Origin of the sequence: Terriglobus aquaticus (assembly GCF_025685415.1) — a bacterium.
In the GTDB taxonomy this organism is placed as follows: Bacteria; Acidobacteriota; Terriglobia; order Terriglobales; family Acidobacteriaceae; genus Terriglobus; species Terriglobus aquaticus.
In genome coordinates this window covers 932,357-947,021 of record NZ_JAGSYB010000001.1, presented here as the reverse complement: position 1 = coordinate 947,021, position 14,665 = coordinate 932,357, and the positions used below count along the sequence as shown (strand labels likewise).

Annotated in this window: 8 protein-coding genes and 1 tRNA gene; 4 read left to right on the top strand and 5 right to left on the bottom strand. The window is 65.7% G+C overall.

What is annotated here, in order from left to right; translation table 11 throughout:
* Positions 1-4 precede the first annotated feature (4 nt).
* The 3 genes from OHL12_RS04030 (at position 5) to OHL12_RS04020 (ending at position 2,605) form a co-directional block, all read left to right on the top strand.
* Positions 5-1,444 carry a phytoene desaturase family protein gene (locus OHL12_RS04030; RefSeq protein ID WP_263412544.1) on the top strand — a complete coding sequence of 480 codons (1,440 nt, stop codon included), beginning with the start codon at positions 5-7 and terminating at the stop codon, positions 1,442-1,444.
* A 53-nt stretch (positions 1,445-1,497) separates the two neighbouring features.
* On the top strand, positions 1,498-2,502 hold the full coding sequence (locus OHL12_RS04025; protein ID WP_263412543.1) for an ATP-grasp domain-containing protein: 1,005 nt from the start codon (positions 1,498-1,500) through the stop codon (positions 2,500-2,502).
* A gap of 14 nt (positions 2,503-2,516) precedes the next feature.
* A tRNA-Leu gene (locus tag OHL12_RS04020) sits at positions 2,517-2,605 on the top strand.
* A gap of 281 nt (positions 2,606-2,886) precedes the next feature.
* On the opposite strand, the gene OHL12_RS04015 is transcribed toward OHL12_RS04020, so the two are convergent.
* The 4 genes from OHL12_RS04015 to OHL12_RS04000 all read right to left on the bottom strand — a co-directional run bounded on the left by OHL12_RS04015 (position 2,887) and on the right by OHL12_RS04000 (position 10,295).
* Positions 2,887-4,734, bottom strand: coding sequence for a S8 family serine peptidase (locus tag OHL12_RS04015; RefSeq protein WP_263412542.1), 1,848 nt, complete (start codon positions 4,732-4,734; stop codon positions 2,887-2,889).
* 200 nt (positions 4,735-4,934) lie between these two features.
* On the bottom strand, positions 4,935-5,510 hold the full coding sequence (locus OHL12_RS04010) for an outer membrane beta-barrel protein (protein ID WP_263412541.1): 576 nt from the start codon (positions 5,508-5,510) through the stop codon (positions 4,935-4,937).
* A 93-nt stretch (positions 5,511-5,603) separates the two neighbouring features.
* Entirely contained in the window at positions 5,604-9,851 is a 4,248-nt protein-coding gene (locus OHL12_RS04005; protein WP_263412540.1) for a choice-of-anchor D domain-containing protein, read from the bottom strand.
* 102 nt (positions 9,852-9,953) lie between these two features.
* Complete coding sequence (locus tag OHL12_RS04000; protein WP_263412539.1) at positions 9,954-10,295, bottom strand: hypothetical protein; 342 nt, start codon at positions 10,293-10,295, stop codon at positions 9,954-9,956.
* Positions 10,296-10,405: 110 nt separating this feature from the next.
* Here OHL12_RS04000 and OHL12_RS03995 point away from each other — a divergent pair, with 110 nt between their 5' ends.
* Entirely contained in the window at positions 10,406-12,838 is a 2,433-nt protein-coding gene (locus OHL12_RS03995; RefSeq protein ID WP_263412538.1) for a winged helix-turn-helix domain-containing protein, read from the top strand.
* A gap of 84 nt (positions 12,839-12,922) precedes the next feature.
* On the opposite strand, the gene OHL12_RS03990 is transcribed toward OHL12_RS03995, so the two are convergent.
* Positions 12,923-14,539 (bottom strand): alpha-L-fucosidase, encoded by a 1,617-nt coding sequence (locus OHL12_RS03990; RefSeq protein ID WP_263412537.1) that lies wholly within the window; start codon positions 14,537-14,539, stop codon positions 12,923-12,925.
* Positions 14,540-14,665 lie beyond the last annotated feature (126 nt).

Genomic DNA, 14,665 nt, shown 5'->3' with positions numbered 1-14,665 from the left:
TAGTATGAAGCTCGCGAACGTCGTCGGGAGCGGTCCCAATGGTCTCAGTGCCGCAATTGCGCTCGCCCGGCAGGGAGTGCGTGTCCGAGTCTTCGAAGGCCATACGGTGGCGGGCGGCAGCTTGCGCACAGAAGCAGCCACGCTGCCCGGCTTCCGTCACGATATCGGCGCTGCCGTCTTCCCTATGGCCGTGGCGTCGCCCTTCCTGCGCTCACTCCCGCTTGCCCGGCACGGGCTCGATTGGATCGAGCCGGAGATTCCGCTCGCTCACCCGTTGCCGAACGGCGATGCTGTCGCACTGTTCCATTCCTTAGAAGAAACAGCCAACCACCTGCGCGAAGATGGCGAGGCCTATCGCGACCTGATGCAGAACATTGTTCGGGCCTGGCACGACCTGATCTACGAAGTCCTCGGTCCGATCTTCCATCTCCCGCGTCATCCGTTTGCGCTGGCCGGATTCGGCCTGAAGGCATTCCAGCCGGCTACGACGCTGGCGCGGTCACATTTCCGCACCGATCGCGCTCGCACGCTCTTCGCGGGCTTGGCGGCGCACGCGGTGGTACCTCTGGATTCGCTGGCCACCAGTGCGGTCGCCCTGGTGCTGGGGGCAACGGCCCATACCGGCGGCTGGCCGATCGCGCGAGGAGGGTCGCAGGCCGTTGCAGATGCGCTTGTGGGTGTGCTCGGATCGTTTAGAGGCACCGTCGAGACAAATCACTGGGTCTCCTCCGTTGACGATCTCCCGCCGGCGGACTGCACCCTGCTGGACGTGACGCCGCAGCAGTTCCTGCAGCTTGCCGGCGAGAGCCTTCCGCTGGACCGCCGCCGCCCCTACGTGAAGTTTCGCCGGGGCCCGGGCATCTGCAAGATCGACTGGGCCCTGAGCAGCCCAATCCCCTGGCAGAACGATCTCTGCCGACGTGCGGGAACAATCCACCTAGGCGGCTCGGAACAGGAGATCGTCGCCTCAGAAGTGGATGCCTTTGAAGGTCGGGACAACGATCGGCCGTTCGTTCTGCTCTCGCAGCCCAGCCTGTTCGACCCCTCTCGCGCGCCCGCCGGCAAGCACACCGCATGGGCGTACTGCCACGTTCCCAACGGCAGTACGCGTGACATGACTCCTGCCATCGAGGCTCAAGTCGAGCGCTTCGCGCCCGGCTTCCGCGACGTGATTCTTGCCCGTAACACGCGCACCGCTCCACAGATGGAGGCATGGAACCCCAACCTGCTGGGAGGCGATGTCTCCGGCGGAGCCATGGAGTTGTCGCAACTGCTGCGGCGGCCCAAGCTGCCGCCCTACTCTACACCCGTGCCCGGCGTCTTTCTGTGCAGTTCCTCCACACCCCCAGCAGGAGGTGTGCACGGCATGTGTGGTGCCCTGGCCGCCGAGGCCGCAGCGCTTCACCTGGGCATTCCACTGCCGCCACTGCGGCCGCAACGCTAAACTGAACAGGCAGAGGCGTTGCGCCTCACCGTGCCTTGAAGGAGCCCGCCCCGATGCCGAACGAAGCCTCGCACCAGAAGCCGATTGCGATCTACTACGAACAGCCGAACTGGTTCAAGCCGCTGTTTGCTGAGCTGGATCGCCGCGGCACCAACTATCTGAAGCTCGACGCGGTGGAGCACAGCTACACGCCAGACGATCACCCCGAAGAACTCTACTCGCTGGTCTTCAACCGCATGAGTCCATCGGCCTGGAATCGCGATCACGGCGATCAAATTTTCTACACCGTCGGCTTTCTGGAACACCTGGAGATGCGCGGCGTACGCGTGATCAACGGCGTGAAGGCCTTCCGCTCCGAGCTGTCGAAGGCTTCACAACTCTCTCTGCTCGACTCGCTCAACCTGCCCTACCCCAAGGCCGCGGTCATCCATCGTGCGTCGCAGGCCGTCAAGGCGACCGCCGGCCTGCGCTGGCCCGTGGTGGTCAAGCCGAACATCGGCGGTTCCGGCGCCGGTGTTACCCGTTTCGACCGCGCCGACGATCTGCAGCGCGCTGCCGACCGCGGCGAACTCGCCTTTGGCCTGGACTCCACGGCGCTGGTGCAAGAGTTCATCCCCGCCCGCGGCCAGCACATCGTCCGCGTAGAGGTGCTCAATGGCAAATATCTCTACGCCATCAAGGTTCACATCACCGGCGAGACCTTTGACCTGTGCCCCGCGGACATCTGCCGCACCACGGGCGGTGTGGAGCTGAACCGGGCCGCGTGTGCGATCGACGCTCCCAAGTCCGGCATCCGCGTGGAAGCGTATGAGCCGCCAGCCGATGTCATCGCGCAGGTCGAGCAGATCATGGCTGCGTCCGGCATCGAGATCGGCGGCATTGAATACATCGTCGACGATCGAGACGGTTCCCTGCTCTACTACGACACGAACGCGCTTTCGAACTTCGTCGCGGACGGCGTGAACGTGATCGGCTTCGATCCGTTCGTGAAGCTTGTCGACTGGTTGGAAGCGGAAGCCGCAAAGACGCAGCAACAGGCGTTGGCGGGCTCTCGCTAACGGCCCTGCAACACGCCCGGATGGTGAAATCGGCAGACACAGCGGACTTAAAATCCGCAGACCTTAACCGGTCGTGGGGGTTCAAGTCCCCCTCCGGGCACCAGCAAGACTCCTTCTATGTTTCGCTTAGCTCGCCAGCACTCAGGGCGAGCTATACCGCTTCTGCGGCTTGTGTCATTTCGTTCCGCGGACGGAACTCCGATGCCCAGGAAGGCAGCGACGACGCGACGATGCGCAACTACCGCTGAAGCCTTTGCCACTTATTCGGCCCCGGCAAGCGCCTGGGTTTCTGCCGTGGATCACGGGCGTTGAATGCCTGGCGCTACAACGTATGTGCGGACTGGCGTCCGCACACTCTATGTGGCTCCGGGATTCACCGTGCCGCTACTGCATCATGGCCTGCGTCGACACGCCCATCTTCGCCTTCAGCAGCGCCATGGAACGCTGAGGATCGATCAGGTGCCGCTTGCCGTCCGCGCTGGTGGTCGCTCCCTCCCGGATCAGCGAAATCAACTCGGGAGGCGTCAGTTTCGGGTCCACCGCCAGCAGCTTTGCCGCCAGGTTCGTCACCTGCGGTGCTGCCATGCTGGTTCCACTGTCCCGCACCGTCGCCCCGCCCGGAACCACGCTCGGCACGGCGTATCCGTTCGCGTCCACGGCCACATTGTCGCCATAGCTGGTGAAGCCGGTGGGCTCGCCCGCCTGGTCCACTGCCCCGGTCACAATCAGGTTGGGCAGCACAAACGACGACGGCATGCACTCCTCAAACGCGTTGTCCACGTTGTTGTTTCCGGCGATCGTCACAAACAGGATGTCCGGCGCGCCCTGAATTGCCGCGTACAGCGCATCCCGCTCCATGCCGAACAGGTGCCGCGCCATCGCCTTGCGTTCCGTGTCTTCCTTGCCGATGCCGTTGTCCGCCAAGTCCTTCTCAAAGTTTGACGGCCTGTCCCACCAGCTCATGTTCACCACTCGGATGCCCTGCGCCTTGAACCAGGCCACACTCTCGGTCATGGCCGCGGCCGACTTCCGCGAGAGCGCTTCGCTCGGTGGCTGGTGCGGGTTGCCGTTGTCGTACGTCATGCGCGCGTAGGCCAGCCGGATCGCGGGATTGCCGCGCGCCGCAATGCCGGTCACATGCGTCCCATGCGCGTATCCGCCGACTATGGCCTGCGTGTCAAAGAACGCGCGCGTCTCCGCGGGAGACATGGCCGCCAGCCGCGCCCTTAGCGCACTCGCAGCCGGGCTGTCCGTCCCGTTCTGCAGATCGCCCACACCCTCCATCAGCCGGACCTGCTCCGCGTACTGCTGCTGGATGTCCGCGGGCAAAGGAATCAGCGGACCATGGGTGCGGTCGTCGAAAACGTCCCACGCAATCCCATGCGGATCCTCGTCCCGTCCGGGCGACGGATTCGTGTAGAGCCGCCCAGGAAACAGTTGCAGATCGATGCCCGAATCCCAGATGGCCACAGGTACCGGCGTCAGCCGGTCCGCGTCCGTCAGAGTCACCTCGCGCGCCGCCCAGATGTCCGGCTTCTGCGTCTGGTGTGCCGCCATGTAGGTTTCCAGCACCGGCAGCACCACCGCCTTGCACGGCGCCATCGTCTCCAGAAAACCCCGAATGTCGATCACGAACTGCGCATCTCCCAACGTCAGGGCATGCTGCCGAGCCAGAGCGGGGCCGATCTGCGCGTCCACCATGCCCGCCAGGAATGACGGCGTGACCACCTGATTGCGCATCCGCAGTTCCCGTACAGCCGGCGCAACCGTCTCCCACGGCAGACCCTGCAATGTCTTGGCATACAGAGCCGGCTCCGCCTTGGGGCACGCTTCCGATGCTCCGCCACCGGCCATCCGCGCCCGCAAAAACACCTCGGTTCCCAGGTCGGCCGTCAGCTTCTCCGCCGGCTTATCCTCCAGCGAACGGATGCGCGCGATCAGGTCCAGCGCCTCCTGGTCGTGACCGCCCCGAAGCACCAAGACGTTCACCTCTGCCTCCAGCATCGCGGCCAATGTTGTGTGATCGTCAATCTGGTACTGCGCCTGGATCTTTCGCATATCCGCTTCCACCGGCGCCGCGAACTGCAGGAACCGTGACTTCGGCATCTGCAGCAGCTCTTGCGCCGTCCCGCTCACCGGATAGCTGATCCGCGGCAGGTCTGCCTCCTTCGCAATGTGCGGCCGCCCGTCAGGCGATTGCGCACCGACCGGCAGCGCCACGAGCAACATCATTGCAATCCCATGAGAAACTCGCATTTTTATCCCTCTTCCCGGCGGCACAGTCCGCCACGTTCGCAGCTTTGGCTCCAACGGCCATCATCTTCACACGCATCCGCTCGCTTCGACCCGCGACTTGCATGTACTTTCCCGGGCGCGGCGGAGGCCAGCAGGCTCGCCGCTGCACCCGGGAAGCTTCAGACCGGCACGCACACTCACCGGATCCGGAACATCACCCCAGCGGAAAGCCGAAGATCGTTCTGCCGGTTAGCCCCTGTACCGTTCTGAAACGTCGTCAGGAGGTAGTCCGCATCCAACGGCACGATGCTCCACCGCCGCATCGAAACCTGCAGGCCGCCTCCCGTTTGAAACGCAAATGCGAAGGCTCCGCCCAGCCCCGTGTTGTTGGGGGCCAGGCTGCCGCCAGCATGCGCTCCACCCACCAGCACGTCGCCAAACGGACGAACTCGTACCCGCATCCAGGCCGGCGTGTAGCGCGCTCCACCGGTGAACACCGTCTGCGTCAGGTCATACCCGTTCGCTGTAATGTCAGCGCGGTGCGTCACGTCCACCTCGCCCAGCGCCTGCCACGTGGGCGACAGCCGGACCGTGAAGAGGCCGCTGCCACCCTGCGTCCCAAAGCAGTTGCACCCAGGCACCAGGTTGGTGCGCACGTACGTATACGTCGCGCCCACCTCGACCTCGTGCCGCTGCGCCGCCGCCGGCATCGCCGCCACACCGAGGAGCGCAGCAAGCCACACACCCTTGCAGCCAAGCTCCTTCCGACCCATCCACTTTCCTATCGTTCTCAACAACATCTGGTCTCCTTCGCGCGCGTTCTGGCGATTTGCTGCCGCTCGCTGCGGCAGCGCTCTAATGGCGGGCTACCGCACCGTCAGCGTGACTGTGGCCGTATGCGTGATCGGTCCGCTCGTGCCCGTCACCGTCAGCGTCGAGCTCGATGCCGGCAGCCCGAATCCCGTTCCGGATCCGCAACCCGTCACCGTGAAGCCAATGCCGACAAGGCACAGCAGCGCCAGCCATCGAGGGGCGAAACGCCTTCGCCGCAGTGCCGCTGCCGCGAGTCCAACCGGAGCCAGCAAGCAGGCCAGCCGCTCCGCTGGTACGCCTCCGTTGCGTTGCACCGGGATCGCCTCGGCCGACAACACCGGAACCGTGACCGTCATCTGGCTCGCCGCAGGCTGCGACGTTCCCGGCACCACCGCCGCCGGTGCAAATGTCGCCCTCGCACCCGCTGGCAAGCCGTCCACCGAGAGCGCCACCGCACTGGTGAACGGATTTGCGGCAGTCACCGACTGTAGCTGTACGGTGTACACCATCGCTGCACCGCGCGCGCCCGTCTCCGCTCTCGGCGTCACCGCCAAGGTGAAGTCGGAGGGCGCAGTCACCACCGCCGTTCCACTGCCGGACAACGCCGCCGTCTGGGTTCCAACCGCATCCACCACCGTTAGCGTCGCGATCACGGCACCAGCGGCAGCGGGCGTGAACCCGATCATCACCGTGCAACTCGCACCCGCGGCCAGGCTCGCTCCGCACGTGTTCCCCTGCATCGGGAAGCTGCTCGCATTCGGCCCGGCAATGCCGATGGACGTAATCGCCAGCGTCGCCGTTCCCGGGTTGCTCAGCGTAAACGTCTGCACCGCTCCACTGGCGCCCACGCTCACCGCGCCGAACCCACCGGTGCCCGGTGTCAGCGCCGCCTGTGGAGTCGTCACTACCGCATTCCCCGTCCCTGTCAGCGCCGAAGTCTGCGTGCCCGCGTCATCCGTGATGCTTAGCGTCGCCGACGAAGCCCCGCTATGCCCCGGCGTAAATACCACCGTGACTGTGCACGATGCCCCTGCCGCCACCGCCGCCGCGCTTCGCACCCCACCTCGCGCGGACCGCACCGTAGCGTGTTGCGCCGTGGAGCAGCTTCCACCCGTGATCACGAAACTCGACGCATCCGTACCGCCGATTGCGATGGACTGCAGATTTAGTGCCGCCGTACCGGTACTCGCGAGCGTGAACGTCTCCGTCGCACTCGTCGCGCCCACCGTCAGGCTGCCGAAATCCTGCGTCGCCGGCGACAGGCTGGCGCCCGGCGCCGCGGACGTCGCTCCCGTGCACGTCAGCGCGGACGAAACCGACGCAAGCGGAGACGGAAAGCTCACCACCAGCGAAGCCGGCTGAGGCCCCGCGCTGTTCGGTGTGCAGGTCAGCGAGATCGTGCAGCTGCTTCCAGCCGCCAGCGTGCCACCGCAGGTCGTCGCCGTCTGCTGATATGAGCCGGCACTCGTTCCCGTCAACGCGATCCCGGACACCGTGAGCGCGGCATTGCCGGTGTTGGTCAGCGTCGCCACACTCACCGCGCTGGTCCGTGTCTCCGTCACATTGCCGAACGCGAGCGTCGCCGGCGTGAGCACCGGCACCGGCGCTCCCGCATTCGCAACGCCCGCGCCCTGCACCTGGAAGTATTCCGACGACAGCAGCCCGTAGTTGTAGGTCGGCGCTTCGATGTCCGAGTTCACCGTGATCTGCGCGGAGTCGCTGTGAACTGCTGTCGGCGCGTACGTTAGCGCCACCTGACAGCTCGCGCCTACGGCAAGCCCCGCCTGCGAGCTTCCCTGCACCGGACATCCGTTCGTCGCACCCGCGGCGATCGTGAAGGGCGTCCCAGTCGCCTGCACCAACTGCAGTGCTGGCGACGCGACATTGCCCACATTCGTCAGCGTCGCGTTGTGCGTTGCTGAGGTGTTCACCGCCACGTTGCCGAAGTTCACGATGTTGTACACCGATCGCACATACGCGACTGCAGTGCCCGTTGTGCCGTCCACCACATGCAGGTTGCCGGTGTAGTCCTCCACCGCAAATGCCGCATTCGTCACACCCGGTACGGGCAGACTGCCCTTGCTGCCCGACGGGTCCACCGTGACCACTGCCGGCGCTCCGGCACTGGCCAGGTACACCGTCCCACTCGGGTCCAGCGAGATTCCTGTCGCCAACGGCAGCCCAGTCGCCAGCGTCGTCACGGCACCGCTGTGATGGTCCACGCGCACCAGCGTTCCCGCCGTGTCGGCCACGAACACGTTGCCTCCGGCATCCACCGCGATCGCCGCCGGCGTTCCAAGCCCGGTCGCAATCTGCTGCTCCAATCCCAACGAGTCAATCTCCGCGACCACGCCGGTCCCGTTCTCCGTACCGGCCAAAAACAGCTTCGTCGCTCCGTCGGCCGTGAACGCCGTCACATTGCTCAGGAGCCCAGCCGGATCGCCCGTCGCTGCGCTGTACGCCACCGTCTGCACGTTCGAGGGATCCAGCCGGAGAATCCGAGTGCCGCCTGACGCCGCACCCTGGTCCATCACCCACACGTAGCCCGACCCGATCGCGGCCAACTGCCCCGGCTGCACGAGGCCGGTGAAAGGCGCTGTTCCGCTGCGGTAAAAGGTCAGCGTCCCGTCGGTGTTCGGCTCGTACTGCGTGAACACCACCTGGTTGACCGCCTGGTCAGACGCGTAAATCGTGTCGCCATAACCCCGGTACGGAGCGCTGTACGCGATGCCACCCGCGCGGCCCACGGACATCTGCAGCGAAGCGGCATTACCGGGCGTACTCGCCAGCCATTGCCGCAATCCGATGCCATACACCGGAATCGGCAGAGAAGCGCCCGTGACCGGGTTTTGGTTGTCCAAGTCGATCCACGAAGCAGTGCCGATACCGGGTTCGTGGTGCGACTCCAGAATCAAAGAGCTGAACGCACCCTGCACCCCCGCCATGTTCGCGGCGGCATAGGACTGCATCAGGACCGCCGAATCGCTCGGCGCCAGTCCCTGGTCCGGACCCAGGTTTGCAGCGGCGCCCGGCGTAAATACCTCAGACGTCCCGTAGACGGTGCCGTCCCCGCTCACCGCAATCTGATTGGCTGTGTCCAGCCCTTCTCGCTGCCCGTTCGGAAATCGGTTCCGTACGTGCCCGTCCGCATCCAGCACAAAGGTGCTGGCAACCGGACTCGCGCCTTCGATCGCGACGTAGAGCCAGTGCCGGCGCGTGTCATACGCCAGCCCCTGAATCTGGTCGTTGAAGCCTTCGAACAGCCCTAGGTTGAACTCGCCAAAGATCGGCGTCACCGTACCGTTCGTCGCCCGGAAGTACGGCGTGAACCCGACCGCGTAGTACAGGCCGCCAGCGCCGTCGGTTGTCACGGGCATGTCCAGCCCAGTCACACCGCTGAACACCGTCGTCTGCGTTCCGGCGCGGAGGTCGTACCGAATAACCCCGCCGAGACCCGTATCGATCACATACAGCGCATTGCTGGACGCCTCATAGCTCAACGACGTCGGATGCTGCAGGCCCGTGATGTTCAGCGCGGTCAGCCCCGCTGCCGCCGTGTACTTCATCACGCGCGAGTTGTTTGGGTCCGCAACGTACAGCGTTCCGCTTCCGTCCACCGCCAACTGCAGGTCGCGCCCCAACCCGGTCGCCGGCAGCACGTGGTAGTTCAGGTCCGCGGAGATCTCCGCCAGCCCCGGATCGGGCGTCGTGCCGGTCAACCCATACGCCAGGAAGACGTTGCCGCCGCCGTCCACGGCCACGCCCGATATGCCGTAGGAGCTCCACCCGTTGTTCTGCACGTGGGTGTACACAAAGGGGTTCAGGGCATAAATGCCGCCGATCACGGCCACCGGCAGGTCCGTTACAGTGAAGGGCGTCGTTTGGCTATCTGTGGCCTGGAAATTAGCGTCGCCGCCGTAGCTCACCGCCAGCGTGTGAGACCCGGGCCGCTGCGGCGCAACCTGCAGGAACGCCACACCGTTCGCTCCGCGTGTCCCCACGGTCACGGTCTGGGCGGTTCCGCCGTCCACCGAATACGTCACCGTCCCGGTCGGCACATGGCCGCCCGCCCCGGCCACCGTCACCGTCACGGTTACCGTGTCGGCAAAGGTCGGGTTCGCCGGCCGCAGCGAGACCGCCGCGCTGGTCGCCGCCTGTGCCCCGGCCGGCCCGGCCAGGCTCAATCCAGCGATGGCCAGCAGCACCACACCGATCGCAAGCCGCGCCGCCCTTCCAACCTGTCCGAATCGCCCCGCATTGCTGCCCTGAGCAGGTGCCTCACTAAATACCTTGCACTTCATGGAACTTCTCCTCATGACTCCGTCGTTCAAAACCGAGGCGGATTCTCGTCCCGGCACTGGCCTGGCGCAGGTTCCGTCCTGCGCCAAATGGTGCTTTCCCGGTCAACCGGACTCTCGCCATTGCTCGGCAAGCATCCGCAAGGACTCTTGGCAGACCCACACCCGGCCGTCCTCGCCGCTGTGCAAGTGCAGGTGAAGGCTCGTCAGCGCTGCCTCCAGGTCCGGCAGCGTGGCAGCGTCCTCCAGGAGGCGCCGGTCGTCCAACAGCACCCATTCCGTGCCGCACCGGGGACAGGCCCCCACCGGCTCGCTTGCCAACGCAGCCGGTCGGTCGGAGCGTGGAGCGCCATCCTCGGCGTTCACGATGGCGGACGCGTCCGAACCGGCTCGTACTACCAGCCGCTGCCGAACCAACTCCACCGTGATGCGCCGGATCCGCTTCATCGCCCGCACCCCTCCCCGCGAGGCGTGTAGGCTGCTATGCTGCACACACATCGGCATCGCTGGGTCGGTCCTTCCGAGCCCAAGGTTCCAACGGACAGTCGAGGTCTGGCTTGAAAGAAACCTCAAACCTGCCTGAAATCCCCCTGAAATCCGGCAAATCCGAAGCAGGCGCCGCCCTGTACCGGTTCGCCGGCTATGAGCTCGACTGCGATCGGTGGCAACTCCGCTTCGGTTCCGATCCGGTCACGCTCCATCGCCGGTCATTTGACCTTCTGCTCTGCCTGGTTCGTGCCCACCCGCGCGTCGTCTCCCGCGACGACTTGATGGACGCCGTCTGGCCCGGCCAGTTCGTCGACGAGAACAACCTGGCCCAGCAGGTCTCCACTCTTCGCAAGGCGATGACCCGCCACCCGGAAGCTACCCGCCTGGTCGAAACCGTCCCCGGCCGTGGCTATCGGCTGGCTTGCGACGTGGAAGCCGTGGACTCCGCCTCACCCGGGCTCGTCCTTAGCTCCGAGCAGTCCATCACTCGCATCACGGTGGAAGAGGAGACCGAGGAGATCGATGACAGCTCCGCTCCGGCTGCCGAAGCTCTCCCCGGCGAAACGGGCGCTCTCACCCCTGCCTCGTTCCCGGTCAACGTGCCACCGCCGCGTCGGCGCGGTGCGCTCTGGACCGCGGCAGCCATCGCTTTTGCCGCCGTTCTCGCCCTGGCAGGCTGGATCGGCTGGCGCTGGTGGCAACACCGTACCTCCGGTCCACCCATCCAGGTGGTGCTCACTCCAATGGAAGGCTCCACTGGCGACATCACCCTGGATCACGCCCTGAGCGCTGCGCTGCGGTTCGATCTGGCGCAAAGCCCGTTCGTGACGCTGCTACCCCAGTCTCAGGTGGCTGACACCCTGCGTCGCATGCGTCGGCCCGACGGTGAAGCGCTTTCCTCCGCCACGGCCCGCGAAGTCTGCGAACGCAGCAGCAGTCAGGCCGTCATCCACGCCGTTCTCGCCCATACCGGCCAGCAGTTCCTGCTGACCGCTGAGGCGGTGAGCTGCGTCAACGGCGGAACCCTCGCCTCGACCTCGCAGGAGGCGGGCCGCGCCGAGGACCTGCCGCTCGCTCTGGGCCGCCTCACCGACCACCTCCGGCGCCAGCTTGGCGAGGCCCGCTGGAGCGTCGCCCGCTTCACCACCCCTGCCTACACCTACGAAACCGTCTCGTTGGAAGCGCTCAAAGCCAACTACGAAGCCATGATCCTCGGCAACTCCGGCAAAGTCGCCGAGGCGCTCGAGGCCTCCCGCCGAGCCGTGACGATCGATCCCGACTTCGCGATGGCCTACTTCAACCTGTGCATCGCCCAATCCAATCTGGACGATCCCGAAAGCGCCCGCGCGAGCATCACCCGCGCTTACGAGTTGCGGAAAAACGTCGATCCGCAGTCGCAGCGCATCATCACCGCGCGTTATGAGGGCACCGCCACCGGTGACCTGTACGCCGCCCTCCGAAACGGCCGCCTCTGGGTCGAAGAGTTTCCCCGCAACGCGTATCCGTGGGATGCCCTGTCCGAAACCCTGGCCAAGCTTGGCGACTACGCGGGCGCGGTCGCAGCCGAACAGAAAGCCGCCGCTCTACGTCCGGATGCCGGCATGATTTGGGCCAGTCTGGCTCAGGCGCAGATTCACACCGGGGATCTTGCGGGGGCGCGCCTTTCCGCCGAACGCGGCCTGGCCGGATCGCCGGAGCTGGAACCCGTCCGCATGACCTTGGCCCGCGTCGCCCTGCACGCCCACGACGACGCACTTGCCCGGGAGCAGCTAGCCTGGATGGCGACCCATCCCGGCAGATTCGGCATGCCCACGCTGGAAGCCGAGCTGGCGCGCCTGGGCGGACGCTTCCGGGAGGCGCAGCGCCTGACCGCCCTGGCCGCAGTCGCGTACCAGGAGCAAGGAAGCGAAGGCGGCGCGGCCTATGCCCGCAAGGTGAACGCCATGGAACTGATCGCGAGCGGCGACCGCGCCGACGGCGAACGCCTCTTCCGCGCTGAACGCCTCGATCCGGAACAGCCCGCGGACCTCATGTCACTCGCCCTGCTCGGCGATGTGAGTCAGAGCAGACGCCTTCTGGACGCCGAACTCCACAAGCGCGAACGCGATACGCAGTGGCATCTGCTGTACGCCCCCATGATCGTCGCGATGGGCGAGCTGGCCACCGGTCAGCCGCAGAAGGCGCTCGACGCTCTAAACGCCGAAGGTGTCCTCGATCATGTTGACGCCCAGATCGCCTACCTGCGCGGGTCCGCCTATCTCGCCCTCCACGATCCCGCGAATGCCGCGGTTCACTTCGGCAAAGCCGTCGAGCACCCTGGCTTCGATAGCAGCTACGCCTATCCGCTCAGTTGGCTCGGCCTAGCACGTGCCGACGCCGCCCTTGGCAAGAATGCGGAAGCCCGCCGCGCCTATGTCGCATGCCTCGATCTCCGGCACAATGCCGACGAGAACGATCCCGTCTCCGCCGCGGCCCGCCAGGAACTCCAAAACCTTTCCTGACCCGAAATCCGCAGACCCTAACCGGTCGTGGATTCAAGCCTCCGAAAAGATCATGACTCAGCGACGCGGAGGCTCCGCGCGCGGTTACTGGAGCGGGACAACCGGGCCGTAGAGCGTGAGCAGAGGGTGCGCGAGGACGGAGCGGACCTCGTACTGGTGGCCGGGTTCCGGCGTGAAACTGGCAGTGTAGGCGCCGGGCTGTGGCGCGGGTTGTGACGGCAGATGCGACCAGCCCCGCAAGCGTGACTGCTTGTCTTCGCCGGTGATGTCGCGGACCTCGAAGCTGAATGTTGCGCCGTGGGCGGCGGTGCTCGATTCGTTGGAGGTCCATTCGCCACGAAGCTGAACCGTACCATCCGGCTGGCGCCTGGGTGGCAAGGTACGGACCTCTGGTGGCGTAAAGGCTTCGGCGACGTCGGTCAGGCGGATGACGGTGGGCAGCGGCCACTGATCGCTGTCGCGCATGCGTTGTGCGCGAACGACGGAGACGTGCAGGCCGTCGGGCTTCTGCTCGATGCGGCTTCTCGCGTCGATCTCCGGGCGGTACTCCACCAGTTCGTCACTTTGGCCCAGGACGCTGGCGCGCGTGGCGGAAGTGGCGCGCACGGTCTTGAGAACGAACTCGCGACGATCGCCGCGCCTCCAGCCGGCTGTATTGGCTGCGCCGTCCACGATCACGTAAAGCGAGTGCCCGTCCTTCGATCGGGTGAACCATAGGTCGCCCTCATTCGTCACCACCCAAGGCCGCGTGCTGTAGATCGCTTCACCGTTGACGAACATCCACGAGCCGAGCGTGCGAATGGTCGCTTCCTGTGCGGCGGGTAACGCGCCCTCAGCCGTGGGACTTACGTTGAGCAGCAGATTGCCACCTCGCGATCGCACGTGAACGAGCGTGCGGACCACCTCATCGACGGGCTTGAGCACGTCGTCCGTGGGCTGATCGCCCCATGCGGTGCCCAGAGTCATGTTGGCTTCCCAAGCGCCGGCGAGCGGTGCGCCGGGCACGTTCTGCTCCGGCGTTTCTAAGGCGCCGCGCGTGACGACCGTATCCGGCTGCGAACGCCAGACGATGTCACGCAGGCCGGTGGCCTCGCCGTCGAAGAAGAATACCCGGATCGGGCCGTAGCGAGTCATCAGCTCAGTCACCTGCTGCTGGTCGAGCTGCATGAGGCCGGGGTTCGCCTTGGGCTGCACCTGTGGAACGAGGCGCTGGATTGGCTTGCCGTTCTGAAAGAGCCAGTGGAAGTCGTCAGGCGAAAAGTAAAGGCCGGTGGCGATGCCCTGCGCGCGGAAGCTGGTCAGCAGCCGCTGCGTTATGTCGGCCCGGTACGGAGTGTGCGTGATGCTGAAGTCGGTCGTCGCGGTGTCCCACATCGCGAAGCCGTTGTGGTGCTTGGTCGTGAAGACCATGTAGCGAAAGCCAGCGAGGCGCGCGAGACGAGCCAGACGGTCGGGGTCGAAGCTGGTCGGGTTGAAGGTCTTCGGCAGGTCACTGTAGAAGCGGCTGGCGTAGTCGTGGCTGCTGCCAGCGAGCGAGTGGCTGATGATGAGGCCGAGCTGGGAGTCGATGCTCCAGTGAATGAACAGGCCGAGGCCCTGGTCGCGGAACCATTCGAGGCGCTCCGGCCGGTTGTCCGTTTGTGCGTTTCGAGTGGTGGTCTCGCCGCTGGACTGCGCAGCTGGCTTCTGCGCCAAAGCCATGTTGGTTGCGCAGCTTGCGGCCGCGAGCGTTAGGAATGCGGCGAGCGGCAGCGGACTTCTGAGTCGAATTAGGAAGCGGCGCACTTCGGGCTGGGCGGGGAGATTAGAGCATCCCTGCCGTCGAAA